General features: G+C 72.0%; 20 protein-coding genes. 10 read left to right on the forward strand and 10 right to left on the reverse strand.

Going from position 1 to position 18672, the window contains the following annotated elements:
- Nucleotides 1-21: 21 nt before the first annotated feature.
- Nucleotides 22-1008, reverse strand: a complete 987-nt coding sequence (locus AC068A_RS23545) for a pirin family protein (RefSeq protein WP_478587853.1) — start codon at nt 1006-1008, stop codon at nt 22-24.
- 648 nt (nt 1009-1656) lie between these two features.
- Between AC068A_RS23545 and AC068A_RS23550 the strand changes: the two genes are divergently transcribed.
- Nucleotides 1657-2385: a hypothetical protein gene (locus AC068A_RS23550; protein WP_478587855.1), complete on the forward strand. Its 729-nt coding sequence runs from the start codon at nt 1657-1659 to the stop codon at nt 2383-2385.
- A 151-nt stretch (nt 2386-2536) separates the two neighbouring features.
- On the opposite strand, the gene AC068A_RS23555 is transcribed toward AC068A_RS23550, so the two are convergent.
- The 3 genes from AC068A_RS23555 to AC068A_RS23565 are packed head-to-tail and all read right to left on the reverse strand — an operon-like array spanning nt 2537 to nt 4088.
- Nucleotides 2537-3001 (reverse strand): SseB family protein, encoded by a 465-nt coding sequence (locus AC068A_RS23555; RefSeq protein WP_478587857.1) that lies wholly within the window; start codon nt 2999-3001, stop codon nt 2537-2539.
- Between the two features lie 48 nt (nt 3002-3049).
- Nucleotides 3050-3256, reverse strand: coding sequence for a DUF397 domain-containing protein (locus tag AC068A_RS23560; protein WP_478587859.1), 207 nt, complete (start codon nt 3254-3256; stop codon nt 3050-3052).
- Nucleotides 3237-4088, reverse strand: a complete 852-nt coding sequence (locus AC068A_RS23565) for a helix-turn-helix domain-containing protein (protein ID WP_478587860.1) — start codon at nt 4086-4088, stop codon at nt 3237-3239. The genes AC068A_RS23560 and AC068A_RS23565 overlap by 20 nt, the downstream gene beginning before the upstream one ends.
- A gap of 111 nt (nt 4089-4199) precedes the next feature.
- On the opposite strand from AC068A_RS23565, the gene AC068A_RS23570 reads away from it, so the two are divergent.
- From AC068A_RS23570 to AC068A_RS23590, 5 genes are all read left to right on the forward strand, one after another.
- Nucleotides 4200-4412, forward strand: coding sequence for a hypothetical protein (locus tag AC068A_RS23570; RefSeq protein WP_478587862.1), 213 nt, complete (start codon nt 4200-4202; stop codon nt 4410-4412).
- Complete coding sequence (locus tag AC068A_RS23575; protein ID WP_478587864.1) at nt 4409-4765, forward strand: ATP-binding protein; 357 nt, start codon at nt 4409-4411, stop codon at nt 4763-4765. The genes AC068A_RS23570 and AC068A_RS23575 overlap by 4 nt, the downstream gene beginning before the upstream one ends.
- Before the next feature lie 117 nt (nt 4766-4882).
- On the forward strand, nt 4883-6712 hold the full coding sequence (locus AC068A_RS23580; protein WP_478587866.1) for an acyl-CoA dehydrogenase: 1830 nt from the start codon (nt 4883-4885) through the stop codon (nt 6710-6712).
- 179 nt (nt 6713-6891) lie between these two features.
- Nucleotides 6892-7650 carry a hypothetical protein gene (locus AC068A_RS23585; protein ID WP_478587867.1) on the forward strand — a complete coding sequence of 253 codons (759 nt, stop codon included), beginning with the start codon at nt 6892-6894 and terminating at the stop codon, nt 7648-7650.
- A gap of 103 nt (nt 7651-7753) precedes the next feature.
- Complete coding sequence (locus AC068A_RS23590) at nt 7754-9049, forward strand: M18 family aminopeptidase (RefSeq protein ID WP_478587869.1); 1296 nt, start codon at nt 7754-7756, stop codon at nt 9047-9049.
- 114 nt (nt 9050-9163) lie between these two features.
- On the opposite strand, the gene AC068A_RS23595 is transcribed toward AC068A_RS23590, so the two are convergent.
- Nucleotides 9164-11008 carry an NHL domain-containing thioredoxin family protein gene (locus AC068A_RS23595; RefSeq protein ID WP_478587871.1) on the reverse strand — a complete coding sequence of 615 codons (1845 nt, stop codon included), beginning with the start codon at nt 11006-11008 and terminating at the stop codon, nt 9164-9166.
- 132 nt (nt 11009-11140) lie between these two features.
- Between AC068A_RS23595 and AC068A_RS23600 the strand changes: the two genes are divergently transcribed.
- Entirely contained in the window at nt 11141-11704 is a 564-nt protein-coding gene (locus tag AC068A_RS23600; RefSeq protein ID WP_478587873.1) for a Uma2 family endonuclease, read from the forward strand.
- A gap of 19 nt (nt 11705-11723) precedes the next feature.
- Here the strand turns inward: AC068A_RS23600 and AC068A_RS23605 are convergent, their stop codons facing one another.
- On the reverse strand, nt 11724-12245 hold the full coding sequence (locus tag AC068A_RS23605) for a DUF4240 domain-containing protein (protein WP_478587875.1): 522 nt from the start codon (nt 12243-12245) through the stop codon (nt 11724-11726).
- A gap of 64 nt (nt 12246-12309) precedes the next feature.
- Nucleotides 12310-13104, reverse strand: a complete 795-nt coding sequence (locus AC068A_RS23610; RefSeq protein ID WP_478587877.1) for a carbon-nitrogen family hydrolase — start codon at nt 13102-13104, stop codon at nt 12310-12312.
- Between the two features lie 148 nt (nt 13105-13252).
- Here AC068A_RS23610 and AC068A_RS23615 point away from each other — a divergent pair, with 148 nt between their 5' ends.
- Entirely contained in the window at nt 13253-14083 is an 831-nt protein-coding gene (locus AC068A_RS23615; RefSeq protein WP_478587879.1) for a maleylpyruvate isomerase family mycothiol-dependent enzyme, read from the forward strand.
- Nucleotides 14084-14193: 110 nt separating this feature from the next.
- A complete protein-coding gene (locus tag AC068A_RS23620) occupies nt 14194-15228 on the forward strand; it encodes a helix-turn-helix domain-containing protein (protein WP_478587881.1) in 1035 nt (344 codons plus the stop codon).
- 151 nt (nt 15229-15379) lie between these two features.
- Here AC068A_RS23620 and AC068A_RS23625 read toward each other — a convergent pair whose 3' ends face one another.
- Nucleotides 15380-16777 (reverse strand): MFS transporter, encoded by a 1398-nt coding sequence (locus tag AC068A_RS23625; protein ID WP_478587883.1) that lies wholly within the window; start codon nt 16775-16777, stop codon nt 15380-15382.
- Nucleotides 16774-16929 (reverse strand): hypothetical protein, encoded by a 156-nt coding sequence (locus tag AC068A_RS23630; RefSeq protein WP_478587885.1) that lies wholly within the window; start codon nt 16927-16929, stop codon nt 16774-16776. The genes AC068A_RS23625 and AC068A_RS23630 overlap by 4 nt, the downstream gene beginning before the upstream one ends.
- Before the next feature lie 147 nt (nt 16930-17076).
- Between AC068A_RS23630 and AC068A_RS23635 the strand changes: the two genes are divergently transcribed.
- Entirely contained in the window at nt 17077-18357 is a 1281-nt protein-coding gene (locus AC068A_RS23635; RefSeq protein WP_478587887.1) for a DUF418 domain-containing protein, read from the forward strand.
- On the opposite strand, the gene AC068A_RS23640 is transcribed toward AC068A_RS23635, so the two are convergent.
- Nucleotides 18329-18649 carry a protease inhibitor I42 family protein gene (locus AC068A_RS23640; RefSeq protein ID WP_478587889.1) on the reverse strand — a complete coding sequence of 107 codons (321 nt, stop codon included), beginning with the start codon at nt 18647-18649 and terminating at the stop codon, nt 18329-18331. The genes AC068A_RS23635 and AC068A_RS23640 overlap by 29 nt on opposite strands.
- Nucleotides 18650-18672 lie beyond the last annotated feature (23 nt).

Here is an 18672-nt window from a genome sequence, read left to right on the forward strand (position 1 = left end):
TGCCCGGAAGGCGGGTACTGCCTAGGAGTGCTGCTCCACGGTGCTCGTACGCTCCCGGGCGGTGGTGGGGATGGTCCCCAGCCGGCCCGCCTGGAAGTCGTCGAACGCCTGCTGGAGCTCCTGGCGGCTGTTCATGACGAACGGCCCGTAGTGCGCCATCGGCTCCCTGATCGGCCGGCCGCCGAGGAGGACGACCTCCAGGTCCGGGGTGTGGGAGTCCTGGGAGGCCTCCGCCCGCACGGTGAGGGAGCCCCCCTCGCCGAACACCGCGGTCTGGCCGGTCTCGACGGGCCGCCGGTCGGTGCCGACGCTGCCGCGCCCGGCCATGACGTACGCGAGGGCGTTGAAGTCCTCGCGCCACGGCAGGGTGATCTGCGCGCCGGGCCGGACCGTCGCGTGGATCATCGTGATCGGGGTGTGGGTGATGCCCGGGCCGCTGTGGCCGTCGAGCTCGCCGGCGATCACGCGGAGCAGGGAGCCGCCGTCGGGGGTGGTCAGCAGCTTGACCTTGCCGCCGCCGATGTCCTGGTAGCGCGGGGGCATCATCTTGTCGGAGGCGGGGAGGTTCACCCACAGCTGGAGGCCGTGGAAGAGCCCGCCGCTGACGACGAGGGACTCCGGCGGCGCCTCGATGTGCAGCAGGCCCGAGCCGGCGGTCATCCACTGGGTGTCACCGCCGTTGATGACTCCGCCGCCGCCGTTGCTGTCCTGGTGGACGAAGGTTCCGTCGATCAGGTACGTGACGGTCTCGAAGCCGCGGTGCGGGTGCCAGGGGGTGCCCTTGGGCTCGCCCGGCGCGTACTCCACCTCGCCCATCTGGTCCATCATGATGAACGGGTCGAGGTAGCGGTAGTTGATCCCGGCGAAGGCGCGGCGCACCGGGAAGCCCTCGCCCTCGAAGCCGCCCGGCGCGGTCACGACGGCCAGCACCTTGCGGTCGGCGGTCTCCTGGGACGGTTCGGCGACGCGGGGGAGCGTCAACGGGTTCTCGACGGTCACTGCAGGCATGGTCGGCCTCCTTCTGCCCCGAGTTTAGTTGAAACTCGAACTTTCTGCCACCCGTCAGAACACCGACCCCTCATCACCCATTCCCGCAGCGGCACCCGAGCCCGGCGAAACACAGCAGCAGCGGCATGTCGCCGTCCCCACCGCGGGACCGGCATATCTGCGGCGCCGCGCGCCGGGGCTGGTTCGCGCTCCTGCCGCTCGCCGACCACAGCCCCGAGATCGGGTCAAGCGCAGCCGGCCGCCCCCGGCGGCCGGGGCGGCCCAGTCGCATACAGGGGCACACCGGGTGAGGCGGGCGGGTGGAGCACATGCGGGCGCAGGGGACTGGTCGGAAAAAGCGGTTATTCCAGATCATCTGGCTGCCCAGTTTCACGGAATAGCAAGTTCCGAATTAGCGGATTCTGCAATTCCGAATCGAAAGTCGGCCACCCGAACCCCCCTTAACTCAGATGATGCTCAAATAATTGAGGATTGATTGACGCCCTGCGGCCGCCCCGTGCAGTCTTTGTGCTGCGCGGCCGACAGGGGGGCAAAGAGCCGGACGCGCAATGCGGGGGGTGGGGGGACGGCAGGGTGCGCATGCGTGCACTCCTCCCTTTCTGCCCGAATTCAACCAGGTGGCATGAAAGTCGAGAGAGAGAATTCAGCATGCGTTCCGCAATCAGGAAAAGCCTCGTATCCACGGCCGCTCTCGCGGGTGTGACCCTGGCGCTGCTGCCCGGTTCGGCCCAGGCCGACGGCAACCCGGCCACGCAGGCTCTCCGCGTCGCGAAGTACCAGGCCTACCTCAAGGCGAAGGTGGCCAAGGGGGACGAGCAGGCCAAGGAGACCGCCGAGGGGTTCGCGGCCCTTTCGGCCGCCGAGAAGAAGCGGTTCCTCGACCTGATCGAGGACCGCGCCCTGATCAAGCAGCTCCTCGATTCGGGCGAGTCCGCGACTGCGGGCGTCACCCGGAGGACGTTCGCGGCCGGCGACGTCGTCCAGGAGCGCGAGGCCGCCGGCGATGAGGACCTGGCGTCCCCCAACTCCACCTCGGCACTGCGGGCGTCGGGCTACCGCGACATGTGGGCCTCGTACTCGGTCACCGACAAGTTCCTCGGCGTGAAGGTCGCGCGCGTCACGGTCCGCACCAACTACCAGGTCAAGGGCAAGGACACCAGGAAGGTGTACCCGGGCAGCGCCGCCCACTACCTCTTCGTGCCGGGCTGCGACTTCAGCAACAGCCCGGTGAAGGAGTGGATCTCCTCCCCGCCGGCCGACAACGCCCAGAGCGAGACCACCTGGACGGCGGACTGCTGGGGCAGCTCCTGGACCATGCGTGAGCGCGTCTGGGGCGACTACCGCGGCTTCGTCGGCGGCTACCTGAAGGAGGAGTAGAACGCCCCGAATTCCCGCCGGCACACTTGACCCTAAGTGCGCCGCCACTCACGGGGGAAATGGCGGCGACTGATGGTGCCGTAATGTGCAGCGGCTCCTGATTGCCTACCGATATCCCTGCCCTTCAACGAAGGCGGGGATATCGGCGTGCTCAGCCGTACATTCGGCGCATGGCATAGTCGACCATCTGCTCGACCGCCTTCGCGTCGAATACCATCCGGTGGTCGCCCTCCATGTCGAGGACGAATCCGTATCCGGTGGGCAGCAGGTCGATGACCTCGGCGCCGGTGATGACGAAGTACTTGGACTCCTTGCCGGCGTACCGGCGGAGCTCCTTGAGCGTGCTGAACATGGGGATGACCGGCTGCTGCGTGTTGTGCAGCGCCAGGAAGCCGGGGGTGTCGCCGCGCGGGCAGTAGACCTTCGAGGTGGCGAAGATCTGCTGGAAGTCCTCGGCGGACAGCGACCCGGTCGTGAAGGCGCGCACCGCGTCGGCGAGCGACGGCGGCGAGGGCTCGGGGTACAGCGGCTGCTCGTACCCCGCCCCAGGCATCGGCTGCTGGGGCGGGGCATACTGCTGCTGCTGGGCACCCGGGTTCTGGTCGTAGCCGTACATGCCGGCCAGCCTACCGAGGGCGGGAGCCCGCCGGTCCCCTGGTTCCGGTCAGAGCCCGGCCTTGACCGCCTCGACGAACGGCCCCCACGCCGCCGCGGTGATCAGAATCGTCGGCCCGTCGGCCAGCTTGGAGTCCCGAACGGGCGTGAACCCGGTGACCCCGTCCGCCACCTCGACGCAGTTGCCGTTTTCGCCGTTGGAATAGGTGCTCTTGCGCCAGCGGGCGGCACTGAAGTCACTTTTCCTGCTTGCCATTTCGGTAGTCCTCAGCCGCATCCTCGATCATGGTGAGGGACACCTCTGGCGGCAGCGCGGCGGCCCTTAGCCGATCGTAGGCCTTGCGGTACTGCTTCACGAGGGCCGGATCGTCGATGGTTTGGCCGTGGTACGGCCCCTCGGTGTACAGCAGTGGGGGTTCGTCATCGAACTCCATGAACCTGAGCGACATCTCCATGAACGGACGGGTGGGCCCGTTCCACGGCAGGATCTGTGGAACGATGCGTCCGCATCGGGCCAAGACTGCGATCCGATCCAGCTGTTCGGCCATCTCCGGGAACGGGATGATCGGGTTTCGCACCAGCGACTCGTGCAAGATCACCCAGTACTCAGGTCTCTTGGGGTCACCGAAAAGGTTGGCCCGCAGCGCCCTGGTGCGGATCTTTGCGTCAACCTCCTCAGGGAGGTCCAAGGGGTGGGTGGACCGAATCACGGCCCGCAGATACGCCTCGGTCTGAAGTAGACCGGGGATCAGGGCGCTGCACCACTCCTCGATGGTTCGCGCCCGCCTCTCTGCCTCCGCGACCGGTGCGAAGTGCTCCGCGTGCGTGCCTCGCCGCGCTTTCCGGACATCCTCACAGCACCGCTCGAAGAAGCCGTCGGTCGCCAGCACCCTGTCCACGTGCCGCGCCAGATCCAGCGGCATCCGCCGCTCGCCGCGCTCAATCTCGCTCAGGTAGCTGACCCCGTAGAAGACGCCCTCCACCATCTGCTGGAGCGTGCGCCCCGCCGCCTCCCGCTTCCAGCGCAGCTCCTTGCCGTAGAAGGCCGGCACGCTCACCGAACCGTCGATGTCCTTACGCGCGGCCACAATCGCCCGCCCTTCCACAACTCGCACCGTGGAACCCGAAACCCTTCCCACGCTACGCCGAGCCACGCCAGCCTGTGAGCAGTTCGTCACAGTCCGCACAGGAAGGCCCCCATGAGCGACCACGCCGCCGACCACCAGGCGATCGACGCCCTGATCGAGCTCCGCTCCGCACTCGCCGCGCACGGGATCACGCTGCCCTCCCTCGACCTCCACCTCCCCTCCTACGCCGGCACGTACAAGACCCCGCCCCTCATCTCCCTCGGCAACTGCAACGCCGCCACCGCCACCCGCCTCGCCGCCGCCCTCCGGGCCGACCACCGGTGAGGCCGCTGACCCTCGGGCTGCTCGCCGTACCGAAGGCGGTCCCCGAGCTGCGGCTCGCCGTGCGCGAGCACCTCGGCAGGCCGTGTCCCGAGCTCCAGCTCTGCGTCACGGAGCTGCTGACCAACGTGATCACCCACCTCGGGGAGGGCACCCCCGTCACCCTGCGCATCAGCGGAAGGGCAACCCGCACGCGGGTCGAGCTCACCGATCCCGATCCGCAGGCCCGGCCCGTCCTCCGCCGCGCGGCCGGCACCGACGAGTCCGGGCGGGGGCTCGCCCTGCTGGACGCGGTGGCGCTGCGGTGGGGCGTCGTCCACGGGGCCGGCACCAAGACCGTGTGGTGTGAGCTTTGACGCTGGTCACAGTGGCCGGGCAAGGGTTGCTTCTTATTACCGACGGGTAGCATCATGTTGTTACCGATTGGTATGTACGAGGAACCCGTCTTCCCGAGCCTTAACGGAGCCGTCGCCATGGGGCACTACAAGTCGAATCTCCGCGACATCGAGTTCAACCTCTTCGAGGTCCTCGGCCGCGACAAGCTGTACGGCACCGGCCCGTTCGGCGAGATGGACACCGAGACCGCCAAGAGCATCCTGTCCGAGATCGCCCGCCTCGCCGAGAACGAGCTGGCCGAGTCGTTCGCGGACGCCGACCGCAACCCGCCGGTCTTCGACCCGGCCACCAACACGGCTCCGGTCCCGGCCTCCTTCAAGAAGAGCTACAACGCCTTCATGGAGTCCGAGTACTGGCGGCTCGGCCTGCCCGAGGAGATCGGCGGCACCACCTCGCCCCGCTCCCTGATCTGGGCCTACGCGGAGCTGCTGCTCGGCTCGAACCCGGCCGTCTGGATGTACTCCTCCGGCCCGGCCTTCGCCGGCGTCCTCCATGCCGAGGGCAACGAGGCGCAGAAGCGCGTCGCGCAGATCGCCGTCGAGAAGCGCTGGGGCTCCACCATGGTCCTCACCGAGCCGGACGCGGGCTCGGACGTCGGCGCCGGCCGCACCAAGGCGGTCCAGCAGGAGGACGGCTCCTGGCACATCGAGGGCGTCAAGCGCTTCATCACGTCCGGTGAGCACGACATGGAGGAGAACATCCTCCACTACGTCCTCGCCCGCCCCGAGGGCCACGGCCCGGGCACCAAGGGCCTGTCGCTCTTCCTCGTCCCGAAGTTCCACTTCGACTGGGAGACCGGCGAGCTGGGCGAGCGCAACGGCGTCTACGCGACGAACGTCGAGCACAAGATGGGCCTGAAGGCCTCCAACACGTGCGAGATGACCTTCGGCGACAAGCACCCCGCCAAGGGCTGGCTGATCGGCGACAAGCACGACGGCATCCGCCAGATGTTCATGATCATCGAGTTCGCCCGCATGATGGTCGGCACGAAGGCGATCTCCACCCTCTCCACGGGCTACCTCAACGCCCTGGAGTACGCCAAGGAGCGCGTGCAGGGCCCGGACCTGGCCAACTTCATGGACAAGACCGCGCCCAAGGTCACCATCACGCACCACCCGGACGTCCGCCGCTCGCTGATGACGCAGAAGGCGTACGCCGAGGGCATGCGCTCCCTCGTCCTCTACACGGCCTCCGTGCAGGACGAGATCGCGGTCAAGGAGGCGGCCGGCGAGGACGCCAAGGCCCTGCACGGCCTGAACGACCTGCTGCTCCCGATCGTCAAGGGCTACGGCTCCGAGAAGGGCTACGAGCAGCTCGCCCAGTCGCTCCAGACCTTCGGCGGCTCCGGCTTCCTGCAGGAGTACCCGATCGAGCAGTACATCCGCGACGCCAAGATCGACACCCTGTACGAGGGCACCACCGCGATCCAGGGCCAGGACTTCTTCTTCCGGAAGATCGTCCGCGACCAGGGCGCGGCCCTGAACCTCCTCTCCGAGGAGATCAAGAAGTTCCTCGCCCAGGGCGAGGGCGGCGAGGACCTGGCCGGCGCCCGCGACGCGCTCGCCAAGGCCGCCGTCGACCTGGAGGCCATCGTCGGCCAGATGATCACCGACCTCACCGCCACCGGCGAGGACGTCAAGAACATCTACAAGGTCGGCCAGAACACCACCCGCCTGCTGATGGCCTCCGGTGACGTGGTCGTCGGATACCTGCTGCTCAAGGGCGCGGCCGTGGCCGCCGAGAAGCTGGCGGCGGGCGCCGCCGGCAAGGACGTCCCCTTCTACCAGGGCAAGATCGCGGCCGCGAAGTTCTTCGCCTCGCAGATCCTGCCGGGCGTCTCGGTCCAGCGCGCGCTGGCCGAGGCCGTCGACAACTCCCTGATGGAGCTCGACGAGGCCGTCTTCTAGTTCCTGTAGTTCCTGTAGTTCCTGTAGTTCCTGCGCGGCAGGTCTGCACCCACGGTGTGCGCACAGCGGCCGGATCCTCGTGCGGGGGATCCGGCCGCGGGCGTACCCGGCCCCTCCCGCGGCATGCCCCGACCCGGGCGATTCCCGCCTTGTCGGTGCTTCGTGGGACGCTCGTAGACATGAGTCCACAGGAGCAGCACGGCACCAGCAGGGGGTACGCGGTCCCGACCGGGCGGCCCTACGCCCTCCGGGAGCTCCAGGCCGCCATCGGCAGCCTCGGCGACCACCTGAAGGAGCTGTACGAGGGCGCCCACCCCGCCGAGTACGAGGCCGTCGCCGACGCCCTCTACACCGCCTTCCAGACCGCCGCCGGACTCGCCCCCGCCAAGAGCTACACCGGCTGCCCCGAGCACCCCAACGGCGCCCTCGACCCCGAGGCGCCCGACGGCTGGGGCCGCTGCCTGATCTGCAACGACCGGCGCCGCCTCGGGCTGCGCGACCGCGGCGGCCCGGCCGGCCGGGCCGCCGCCGCCCGCCTGGCCGCCCCGCCCGCCGGGGAGCAGCGCCGGCTCGGCTACCCGGTGCCCGACCCGCCGTACACCCTCCAGGCGCTGCGCGACCACGTCCGCACCGTCGAGGACCGCCGCTTCCACCTGGCCCTCACCTCCCCCACCGACGACTTCGTGCGGATCGCGGACGACCTCCACCGCGCGTTCATCGTGGCCCGCGAGCTGTCCCGGCCGCGCGGCGCCTCCGGCTGCTCCGAGCACCCCGGCGCACCCGTGGACCCGGACGCGCCTCCGGGAGAGGCCTGTATCTTCTGCGCCGGACGCAAGAGACGCGCGCAGCGCTCCGCGACGACCCCGGAGATGCTCCCGCGCATCCGCCGGGGCGAACGCAGGCAGCTGCAGCGCCGATTCGAACGGCCGCCGGGCTGAGAAGCCGCCGGAACCGCGGACGACACGGGCCGCGGCCCGGCGTCCGACAGCGATCCCCCGCAGTCCGGCCAAGGCGAACACGACCGTCGTTAAGGTGAACCCCATGAGCTCTCCCGCCCGCTTCGACCGCGGCCACACCGACGATCTGATGACCTTCCTGACGGCCAGCCCGTCGCCGTACCACGCCGTGGCCAACGCGGCCAAGCGGCTGGAGAAGGCAGGGTTCAGGCAGGTGTCGGAGACGGACGCCTGGGACGCGGGCAGCGGGGGCCGGTTCGTGCTCCGCGGCGGCGCACTCATCGCGTGGTACGTCCCGGAGGGCGCGGCCGCACACACCCCCTTCCGGATCATCGGCGCGCACACCGACTCGCCCAACCTCCGCGTCAAGCCGCTTCCTGACACCGGGTCGGAGGGCTGGCGGCAGATCGCCGTCGAGATCTACGGCGGGCCCCTGCTCAACACCTGGCTCGACCGCGACCTGGGCCTGGCCGGGCGGCTGTCGCTGCGCGACGGCAGCGAGCGGCTGGTCAACGTGGACCGGGCGCTGATGCGCGTACCGCAGCTGGCCATCCACCTGGACCGGGCCGTCAACAGCGACGGCCTCAAGCTCGACAAGCAGCGGCACATGCAGCCGATCTGGGGGCTCGGCGAGGTCCGCGAGGGCGACCTCATCGCGTTCCTGGAGGAGGAAGAGGGCCTGCCGCAGGGCTCGGTGGCCGGCTGGGACCTGATGGTCCACTCGATCGAGCCGGCCGCCTACCTGGGGCGCGACCGCGAGCTGGTGGCCGGGCCGCGCATGGACAACCTGGTCTCGGTGCACGCGGGGGTCGCCGCCCTGGCCGCCGTCTCGGCCGACGGCGGGACGCCGGACCACATCCCGGTGCTGGCCGCGTTCGACCACGAGGAGAACGGCTCGCAGTCGGACACCGGCGCCGACGGCCCGCTCCTGGGGAACGTGCTGGAACGTTCCGTCTTCGCGCGCGGAGGCTCGTACGAGGACCGGGCGCGGGCCTTCGCGGGCAGCATCTGCATCTCCTCCGACACCGGCCACGCCGTGCACCCCAACTACGCGGAGCGGCACGACCCCACGCACCACCCGCGCGCCAACGGCGGCCCCATCCTCAAGGTCAACGTCAACCAGCGGTACGCGACGGACGGCAGCGGGCGGGCGGTTTTCGCCGCGGCCTGCGAGCGGGCCGGCGTGCCGTGGCAGACGTTCGTATCGAACAACTCGATGCCCTGCGGTACGACGATCGGCCCGATCACGGCCGCCCGGCACGGCATCCAGACCGTGGACATCGGCATCGCGATCCTGTCGATGCACAGCGCGCGCGAACTGTGCGGCGCGGAGGACCCGTACCTCCTCGCCAACGCCCTCGTCGCCTTCCTGGAGTCCTGACACCCCACCCCGATCAACCGACCGACCGGCCAACCGGCCGACCGGCCGACCGACCGACCGACCGGGAACGCAGAACGCCCCCGCGCGGTGCGCGGGGGCGTTCCGGTGGCTCCGTCAGGCGTCGAGGCCGGCGAGGACCAGGGGGAGGCGGGTCGCGCCGGTCGGGGCGAGGGCCAGCGGGACGCCCCAGTCCTGCTGGTGGACGTGGCAGGCCGGGTACTCGTTGGCCGGGTCGTCGTCGCAGGACGCCGCCATCGCGGAGACGTGCAGGACGCCCTCGGCGACGTCCGGATTGAGCTCCAGATCCCGGAACAGGTCCGTGCCCGTGCCCTCCCCGGACAGCAGCAGCTCCGGCGGGGTCGAGGACACCAGCAGCCGCGTCGACGGCCCGTAGCGGGTGTCGAGCTTCTGGCCGCTCGGGGCCTGGAAGACCACGTCGAGGCGGAGCGTGCCCGGGGCCACCTCGGTGGCGGCGCGCTGGGTGCGGTGGGCGACGGCGTCCACCCGTACCGCCTCCTCCGGCAGCCGCAGCCGGGTCAGCCGGTGCCGGGCCGACTCCACGACCACGATGTCCTCGCCGTCGAGCACGGCGTCGCTGGGCTCGCGCAGGTCGGTGGCCAGCGTGGTGACCCGGCCGGTCGCCGGGTCGAAGCGGCGCAGGGCGTGGTTGTACGTGTCGCAGACCGCGACCGAGCCGTCGGGCAGGGCCGTCACGCCGAGCGGGTGCTGGAGCAGCGCCTGCGCCGCGTCGCCGTCCCGGTGCCCGAAGTCGAACAGGCCGGTCCCGACGGCGGTGCGCAGCACGTACCCGTCGCCGTCGGCGGCGGGCTCGACGTAGCGCAGGGCGCTGTTCTCGGAGTCGGCGATCCACAGCCGGTCCCCGGCGGCCGCGAGCCCGGACGGCTGCGCGAGCCAGGCCTGCGCGGCGGGCCCGTCGTGCAGGCCCTCGTTGGTCGTGCCCGCGGCGACGGCCACGGTCCCGGTCTCCGGGTCCCACGTCCACAGCTGGTGGATGCCCGCCATGGCGATCCACACCCGGCCCTGCCACCAGGCCACGTCCCACGGCGAGGACAGGTCCACCTCCAGGGCCGGCCCGGAGGACGGCGAACCCTGCCACCACTGGCGGCCGGTGCCGGCGACGGTCTCCACGGCCCCGGTGGCCGGGTCGAAGGTGCGCAGCGCGTGGTTGACGGTGTCGGCGACCACGACCCGCCCGTCGGGCAGCAGCGCCAGGCCCTGCGGCTCGCTGAACGCGTCCGGCCCGAAGCCGCGCTCGCCGCTGCCGATGCGGCGCACGACGGTCTCCCCGTCCGGGGCCAGCTCCACGAGCCGGTGCCGCGTCGAGTCGGACACCAGCAGGTTCCCGGACGGCAGGACGAGCGCCTTCCCGGGGAACCGCAGCTCGCCCGCCACCGGCTCGGGCGCCACGTACGGACCGTCCCCGCGGCGCAGGGTGCCCCTGGCCTCGTGCTCGGCCTCCAGCTCCTCGACCAGGCGCTGGATGGCGTGCGCGTGCCCCTCGCCGGCGTGCTGGGCGACGATGTAGCCCTCGGGGTCGATCACGACGAGCGTGGGCCAGGCCCGTACGGCGTACTGCTTCCAGGTGGCCAGCTCGGGGTCGTCCAGCACCGGGTGGTGCACCTCGTAGCGCTCGACGGCGTCGACGACGGCCGCGTGCTCGGCCTCGTGGACGAACTTCGGCGAGTGGACCCCGATGATCACGACGGTGTCGCGGTGCTTCTCCTCCAGCTCCCGCAGCTCGTCGAGGACGTGGAGGCAGTTGATGCAGCAGAACGTCCAGAAGTCGAGGATGGTGATGCGTCCCCGCAGGTCGGCGAGGGTGAGCTCGTTGCCTCCGGTGTTGAGCCAGCCCCCCTTCCCGACCAGCTCGGGGGCACGGACACGGGCACGGCTGCGGGGCGCGGGCGCAGGGGCGGGCGCCGGGGCGGCATCGTTCATGCTTCAAGCTTGCCATCCGCGTGTGAACGGCGGATCAACACGCATGCCCGGGGCATATCCACTCCCAGGGGTGACGACGCAACCGGCGTGCGCGTGCGACTCTGGCGGCGGGGAGCGAAGGAGGCGTCCGGCATGACCACCGCACACGGGCCCATCGACTACAGCGAGGGCATCGATCCCGAGCGTGCGCTGAAGTACGCCCTGCAGCATCTGTGCGGAGACCGCGCCGAGCTGATCGAGGGGGTCGTCTCGAACGTGGCGCCGAGCTGGGACCATGAGAACGCAGCCGAAGAGATCCGCGATCAGATCAAGCCACGGGTCAGGGAACTGGGCTGCGTCACCGGCTCGGGCAACCTGGACCTTCCGGGCTCCACCAACTGGTATGTACCCGACCTCGCCGTCGCCCCGAAAGACCTGGTCAAGGGTGCCAAAGCCCTCCTCCCGGACCAGACCCTCCTGATCGTCGAGGTGACCTCGGACTCGAATGCCGAGACCGACCGGGTGGTCAAGCGCAAGCGGTACGCCGAGTACGGGGCGCCGCTGTACCTGCTGGTCGACCGGGTGGAGAAGACCGTCACGGTGTTTTCCGGGCCCGGGCGGCTCGGGTACACCGAGGTCGACGGTCCGCACTCCTTCGGGACGCCGGTGCGGCTGCCCGAGCCGTTCGGCCTGGAGCTCGACACCAGCGGGCTCTAAGCGGCCTCGGGGAGGCCGCCTAGTCGAACAGGGCGCTCAGGCGGGGGAGGCGGGCGGCGGTCTCGGCCGTGTCGTCGAAGTCGAAGTCCCAGGACGGGTCCAGGGGCGGGTAGCCGATCGTGAACGAGTCCGCGGGCAGCTCGGTGCCCGTGGCCTGCTCGTATGCGGTCCAGGCGATGGAGAGGGCCGCCTCGTCCCACAGCTCCAGGCCCTCCGCCGCCGCCTCGCGGACCGCCGGGTGGCCGGCGAGGGAGTCCGGGTCGGCGAGGGCGGCGGCGAAGACGGCCTCGCCCTGGGTCAGCAGCCAGCCGCGGAAGTAGTCGAAGCCGTCGTCCGAGCAGCCGCCGTTGATCACGTACGCGGCCGCCCACAGCGGGCTGCGGTACGACTCGGAGAGGAGGTCCCACAGCACCTGCTGGGCCGCGGCTATCTCGGCCGGCGGGCGCAGGGCCAGCAACCGGGCGGCACGCGCGGCCACATGGTCCGGGGCGGCCTCCGCACGGGCCGTCTCGATCAGCGTCCAGAACGTCTGCTTGTCCATGGAGGCAGCCTCGCATCCCCCTGTGACATCAGACCCGGCTCCCCGGTACGGGCGGGTGGGCCGGTCAGCGGGTCGGGGGATGCAGGCCCAGCATGCGGTCCTTCAGGGCCGGGAACTGCTCGCGGGTGTCGGCGACCTTCGCCGGGTCCAGCTCGACGGTGAGGACCTCCTCGCCGGGGCCGGCCTCGGCCAGGACCTCCCCCCACGGGTCCACGGCCAGGCTGTGCCCGGCCTGCTCGACCCCGGCGTGGGTGCCGGCCAGGCTGCAGGCGAGGACGTACGACTGGTCCTCGACGGCGCGCGCCCGGTTCAGCAGGGTCCAGTGCTCGCGGCGGCGGGCGGGCCAGCCCGCGACGACGACCATGGTGGTGGCTCCGGCGTCGACGAGGCCGCGGAAGAGCTCGGGGAAGCGCAGGTCGTAGCAGGTGGCGACGCCGAGGGTCTGCTCCGGCAGGGCCACGGTGGTGAGGGAGTCGCCGGGGGTCATCATCACGGCCTCGCCCTGGTCGAAGCCGAAGCGGTGGATCTTGCGGTAGCTGGCGGCGAGCTCGCCCGCCGGGGAAATGACGAGGGCGGTGTTGTAGAGGGAGCCGTCGCCGGCGCGCTCGACGACCGAGCCGGCGTGCAGCCAGACCCCGGCGTCGCTCGCCGCCTTGGACATGGCCTCGAAGGTGGGGCCGTCCAGGGGCTCGGCCTCGGTCTCGAACAGCTCGTAGGCGAAGGCGCCCACGGTCCACAGCTCGGGCAGGACGACGAGGTCCGAACCGGCCTGTTCCCGTACGAGATCGGCTGCCCGGGCCCGTCGGCGGGCCACCGACTCCCCATCGGACACCGCGATTTGGATCAGCGAGGCGCGCACAGTACCACCATCCTGGTGTTCAAGCCGTCAGCTCGGCCTACGATCGTCACACGAAAGCACTGCCGGGGTGCTCACCGGCAGCGTAGTTTGGGAAACCGTCCACACGCTTCCAGACATGGCACCGCCGAACAGCACGCGAGGGGTCCCGTTGACCGTCCATCCGCATCCCAGCCTCCAGCCCTATGCCGAAGCGTGGACGCACTCCATCGAGGCGATATCCGAACTGGTCCTCCCCCTGACGGAGGGCGAGTGGAACCGGGCGACCCCGTGCCCCGGCTGGTCGGTCCGCGATGTGGTGTCGCACGTCATCGGCATCGAGACCGAGATGCTCGGGGATCCGCGGCCGATCCACACGCTGCCGAGGGACCTGCGGCACGTGGTGGACGAGTTCACCCGGTACATGGAGGTCCAGGTTGACGTCCGCCGGCACCACACCGCGCCGGAGATGACCTCGGAGCTGGAGTACACGGTCATCCGGCGTGCGCGGCAGCTGCGCAACGAGAAGCGGGACCCGTCGACGATGGTGCGCGGGCCGCTCGGCACCCAGGTGACCCTGGAGTTCGCGCTCCGGCTGCGGGCGTTCGACGTGTGGATCCACGAGCAGGACCTGCGGGCGGCGCTCGGCGTGCCGGGGAACTGGGACTCGCCGGGGGCGTTCGTGGCGCGGGACATCCTGCTCGCCGGGCTGCCGAAGGTGGTCGCCAAGCTGGCCGGGGCGCCCGCGAACTCGGCCGTGGTCATCGACGTGCACGGGCCCGTGGAGTTCCTGCGGACGGTCCGCGTGGACGGTTCGGGGCGCGGGACGATCGACTCGACGCCCTCCCTCGGGCCCGCGGTGACGCTGGCGATGGACTGGGAGACGTACGTACGGCTGGCGGCGGGCCGGGTCCGGCCGCACGCGGTGGCCGACCGGGTGAAGGCCGAGGGCGACGCGGAGCTCGCGGCCGCGATCCTGGCGAACTTCGCCGTCACCCCTTAGCGCGGGCCGCCGGCGCTCCCCGTACGTGCACGGGGAGCGCCGGCGCGGGCCGTTAGCTTGTCCCCGTCTCCGGGGCGCGGATCGATCGGGAGAAGAGGGGACGCACAGAAGTGTGGGCCAGGTTGTCGGCCGGGGCCGTTCCGGAGAAGGAGCGGCTCGACTGGTTCACGGACATCATCGCGCAGGAGCTGGTGCCGACGGCGATCAGGAGCGAGCAGTCCGACAGCTTCTGGGCCGAGGCCTCCGTCCTCGACCTCGGCCCCGTACAGGTGTCGACGTTCGAGTTCGCGGCCCTTCAGTCCCGGCGTACGGCCGCCCATGTGCGGCGCAGCGACCCCGAGCAGTACCAGATCGGGCTGGTGACCGACGGCGCCATGACGCTCAACCAGAACCGCGCCGAATCCGGGCCGTTCAACGGGGACATCGTGCTGTGGGACACCTCGCTGCCCATGACCTCGGACGCCGTCCCGCCGGAGGGGGGCCTGGTCCGGGCCGTCACCCTGGCGTTCCCGCGCGATGCGCTGCCGGTGCGCGGCGCCCGGGTGGAGCGGCTGCTGGCGCAGCGCATCCCCGGCCGCCACGGAACGGGGGCGATCCTCGCCCAGTACATGCGCTCGCTGGCGGAGCACGGCGCGGACTGCGGTCCGGCGGAGCTGAACCGGCTCGGGGTGGTGGCCCTCGACCTGGTGGGCGCCTGCCTGGCCGGGATGCTGGGCGCCGAGGAGACGCTGTCGCCCGAGGCCCGCACCCGGGCGCTGCTGGAGCGGATCGACGCCTTCGTCGAGCACAACCTGGGGGATCCGCAGCTGACCCCGGCTGCGGTCGCGGCCCGGCACGGCATCTCGCTGCGCCGCCTCCAGCAGCTCTTCCGGGAGCGGGGCGAGACGCCGGCGGCCGGGATCCGGCGGCGCCGGCTGGAGCGGTGCCGGGCCGAACTGGCCGACCCCGCGCGGGCCGGCCGGCCCGTGCACGCGACGGCCGCGCGGTGGGGTTTCACCGACCCTTCGGCTTTCAGCCGCTCGTTCCGCGAGGCGTACGGGGAAAGCCCCAGCGAGTACCGGCACCGGGCGGTACGGAAGGCGCTTGCGCAGGAGGTCAACGATGTCTGCGCGGCCCGCACAGCCGGGCCCGCCGGTCGGCCGTAGGCTCGGCACCGCCGGCCGGATGCGTCCGGTCCGCCGGCGGCGGGGCGGGGAAGGACGGGGGTCTGCCCCGCCCCGGCGCCGACGGACCGGACGCACCGGGCGAGCCAGGCGAGCCGGGCGAGCCGGGCGCCCACGACGCCGGGACGGCGCCTCAGTCGGGGCTGCGGCCCGGGGTGGTACGGGCCCGGCCCGGGAGGAGGGCTCCGGCCGGGCGGGCGGCGCCGGGCTCGGCGTCCCGTCCCCGTACGCGTCCGGCCTCGCGCTCGGCTTCGCGTTCGCGCTCCCGGGCGAGGGTGCGGCCGCGCAGGCGCAGGATCTGGGCGAGGCCGACGAGTTCCACGGCGAAGACCGAGGAGAACGCGATCCGGTAGTCGCCGCCGGTGGCGTCCAGCAGCACGCCGACCGTCAGCAGGGTGGTCATGGAGGCGAGGAAGCCGCCCATGTTGGTGATGCCGGAGGCGGTGCCCTGCCGTTCGGGCGGGTTGGCGGGCCGGGCGAAGTCGAACCCGATCATCGAGGCCGGCCCGCAGGTGCCCAGCACCACGCACAGCGTGACGAGCAGCCACATCGGGGCCCGCTCCCCCGGAAAGACCAGGACCGCGGCCCACAGCGCGGCCGTCAGCCCGACGGTGCCCAGGGCCAGCGGGACCCGGGCGCCCTGCCGGCGGCCGATGGCCTGGCCGTAGGCCAGGCCGAAGGCCATGTGCGAGGCGACCACCAGGGTCAGCAGCCCGGCTGCGGTGGCCCGCGGCAGTCCCTGCGCCTCGACCAGGAAGGGCATGCCCCACAGCAGCAGGAACACCATCGCCGGGAACTGGGTGGTGAAGTGCACCCACAGGCCCAGGCGGGTGCCGGGCTCGCGCCAGGAGTCCCGGATCTGCCGGCGGACGAAGCCGCCGCCGCCCGCGGCCGGCCGGGCCGGGGACGGGGACGGGGACGGGGACGGGGGCTCGCAGCCCTCGGGGTGGTCCCGCAGGAACAGCACCAGCGGGACGAGCACCAGCAGGCCCGCGGCCGCACTGCCCGCGAACGCCGGGACCCAGCCCAGGCCGTGCAGGACGGGGGCCAGGACCAGGGTGGAGACCAGGTTGCCGGCCATGCCGACCAGGCCGGCCAGCTGCGCCATCAGCGGCCCGCGCCGGGCCGGGAACCAGCGGGTGCCCAGCCGCAGGACGGAGATGAAGGTCATCGCGTCCCCGCAGCCCAGCAGCGCGCGGGCGGCGAGCGCCGTGCCGTACGAGGGGGCCAGCGCGAAGCCGAGCTGGCCGGCGGTGAACAGGACCGCGCCGAGGGTCAGCACCCGCTTCGTGCCGAGCCGGTCCACCATCAGGCCGACGGGTATCTGCATGCCCGCGTAGACGAGCAGTTGGAGCAGGGAGAACGTCGAGAGGGCGGAGGCGTTCACGTGGAAGCGGTCCACGGCCTCCAGGCCGGCCACCCCCAGGCTGGTGCGGAAGGTGACCGCGACCAAGTAGACGGCGACGCCGATGGACCAGACGGCCGCCGCCCGCCGCCCGCCCGGCGGCTCCTGCGGTGCGGGGCCGGTCACCGGCCCGTCCCCCGGCCCAGGGCCCCGACGCGGCCCACATGGCCCACGTGGCCCACGTGGCCCACGTGGCCCACGTGGCCCACGTGGCCCACGTGGCCCACGTGGCCCGGTACGGCGGCGGCAGGGGCGGGCACGGGGGCGGGAGCGGCCATGCGCAACAGGTTAGGTACATGACGGATGCACCCGCTTGTGCCGTCCAGGATGCGGACCGACGGCGCCGTCCGCTGCATCGAAGGATGTACCCCGGCTTCGTCCGCCCGCAGGACGAGACGGGCCGCACGCGCCGGGACGCTGAAGACATGGCCCACAGCACCCGCCCCGACGCTCCCGGCCCCCGGAGGACCGAGCCCCCGACCGGGGCACCGACCGCGACCGCGACCGCATTCTCGACCGCAACCGCAACCGCGGCCGGGACCGTGTCCGCGGCCGGGGCCCGGCTCCCGCTCCTCGACGTCCTGCGCGGCGCCGCCATCCTCGGCACGCTCATGACCAACGTCTGGATCTTCACCTCGCCCGGCTCCGAGTGGAGCGTGCTCCGGGGAAGCCTGGACCTGCCCGACCCGATCGCCGACCCGGGCCCGGCCCCGATCGCCGAGTTCGTCTTCCGCTTCCTCGCCGACGGCAAGTTCCTGTCCCTGCTGACCATCCTGTTCGGGGTGGGGCTGGCCATCCAGTACGACTCCGCCGCCCGCCGCGGACAGCCCTGGCCCGGCCGCTACCCCCGCCGGGCGGCGTTCCTCTTCCTCGAGGGGACCGTCCACTTCGTCCTGGTCTTCGCCTGGGACGTGCTGATGGGGTACGCGGTCACCGCCCTGCTCGTCGCCTGGCTGCTGGCCCGCTCCGAGCGGGTGCGGCGCGCGGCCCTGTGGACGGCCGCCACCGTGCACCTGGCCCTCGTCGGCCTCGTGACCCTCGGCGGCCTGGCCGAGCCCGACACCGGGCCCGGGGCCCCGGACCCGGACGCCGTCCGCCTCTACGCCGGCGGCAGCTGGCCCGACCAGATCCGCTTCCGCCTCGACAACGCCCTCGCCCTGCGCATCGAGCCCGTCTTCTCCTTCGGCCTGCTGGTCTTCCTCTTCCTGCTCGGCGTACGCCTCCACCGGGCCGGCGCCTTCGCCCCGACCGACACCGGGCGCCGCATCCGGGCCCGGATGGCCGGCTGGGGCCTGGGCCTCGGCCTGCCGCTCGGCACCGCGGCCGCGCTCGGCGGATCCGAATTCTTCGTGCTCGGCCGCTACGTGATCGCCCCGCTGGTCGCCGTCGGCTACATCGGCCTGATCGGCTGGACCCTGGACCGCCGCCTGCTCCCCGGGGCCGCCGCCCTCGGGAACATCGGACGCACCGCCCTGTCCGCCTACGTCGGCCAGAACCTGCTGTGCATGCTGCTCTGCTACGGGATCGGCCTGGGCCTCACCGACCGGTTCGCCGGGACCGGCCCCTGGTGGGTGATGGGCCTGTGGGCGGCCGTGTCGTCGGCCCTGGCCGCCGGGTCCTGGCTGTGGCTGCGCCGCTTCGAACGCGGCCCGCTGGAGTCCGTACAGCACTGGGCGCTCAGGCCCCGCCGGGCCGTCCGGCGGTGACCTCCACCTCCAGGACGAGCTCGTCGTACGGGGCCTCCTGCGGGTAGGGCGGGCGGATCTGCGCGAAGCGGATCCGGGCCCGCCCGCCCGCACGGGTCCCCCGCACGGTGTACACCCGCTCCACGGCGGCGCCCGGCGGCACCGCCGCTGCCGGGCTCGGGGCCGCGTCCACCGCGACCGCGTCCGCATCGCCCGTGACCTGCCAGGTCCACACGTAGCCGCGGGCACCGCGCCCGGCGAGCCGCACCTCGTACGACTCGCCCGCACCCAGGGCCAGCCTGCGCACCTCCACCGCGACCGCCTCCCTCCCGGCTG

This window comes from Streptomyces sp. NPDC043854 (assembly GCF_056436005.1).

What these genes read in the sequence shown, in the direction of transcription:
- AC068A_RS23550 (WP_478587855.1), top strand. Translation starts at nt 1,657, where the DNA reads ATGCGTTCCGCAATCAGGAAAAGCCTCGTATCCACGGCCGCTCTCGCG.
- AC068A_RS23605 (WP_478587875.1), bottom strand. Translation starts at nt 12,245, where the DNA reads ATGGACAAGCAGACGTTCTGGACGCTGATCGAGACGGCCCGTGCGGAG.
- AC068A_RS23590 (WP_478587869.1), top strand. Translation starts at nt 7,754, where the DNA reads ATGAGCTCTCCCGCCCGCTTCGACCGCGGCCACACCGACGATCTGATG.
- AC068A_RS23595 (WP_478587871.1), bottom strand. Translation starts at nt 11,008, where the DNA reads ATGAACGATGCCGCCCCGGCGCCCGCCCCTGCGCCCGCGCCCCGCAGC.
- AC068A_RS23545 (WP_478587853.1), bottom strand. Translation starts at nt 1,008, where the DNA reads ATGCCTGCAGTGACCGTCGAGAACCCGTTGACGCTCCCCCGCGTCGCC.
- AC068A_RS23600 (WP_478587873.1), top strand. Translation starts at nt 11,141, where the DNA reads ATGACCACCGCACACGGGCCCATCGACTACAGCGAGGGCATCGATCCC.
- AC068A_RS23570 (WP_478587862.1), top strand. Translation starts at nt 4,200, where the DNA reads ATGAGCGACCACGCCGCCGACCACCAGGCGATCGACGCCCTGATCGAG.
- AC068A_RS23635 (WP_478587887.1), top strand. Translation starts at nt 17,077, where the DNA reads ATGGCCCACAGCACCCGCCCCGACGCTCCCGGCCCCCGGAGGACCGAG.
- AC068A_RS23560 (WP_478587859.1), bottom strand. Translation starts at nt 3,256, where the DNA reads ATGGCAAGCAGGAAAAGTGACTTCAGTGCCGCCCGCTGGCGCAAGAGC.
- AC068A_RS23580 (WP_478587866.1), top strand. Translation starts at nt 4,883, where the DNA reads ATGGGGCACTACAAGTCGAATCTCCGCGACATCGAGTTCAACCTCTTC.
- AC068A_RS23555 (WP_478587857.1), bottom strand. Translation starts at nt 3,001, where the DNA reads ATGTACGGCTACGACCAGAACCCGGGTGCCCAGCAGCAGCAGTATGCC.
- AC068A_RS23630 (WP_478587885.1), bottom strand. Translation starts at nt 16,929, where the DNA reads ATGGCCGCTCCCGCCCCCGTGCCCGCCCCTGCCGCCGCCGTACCGGGC.
- AC068A_RS23585 (WP_478587867.1), top strand. Translation starts at nt 6,892, where the DNA reads ATGAGTCCACAGGAGCAGCACGGCACCAGCAGGGGGTACGCGGTCCCG.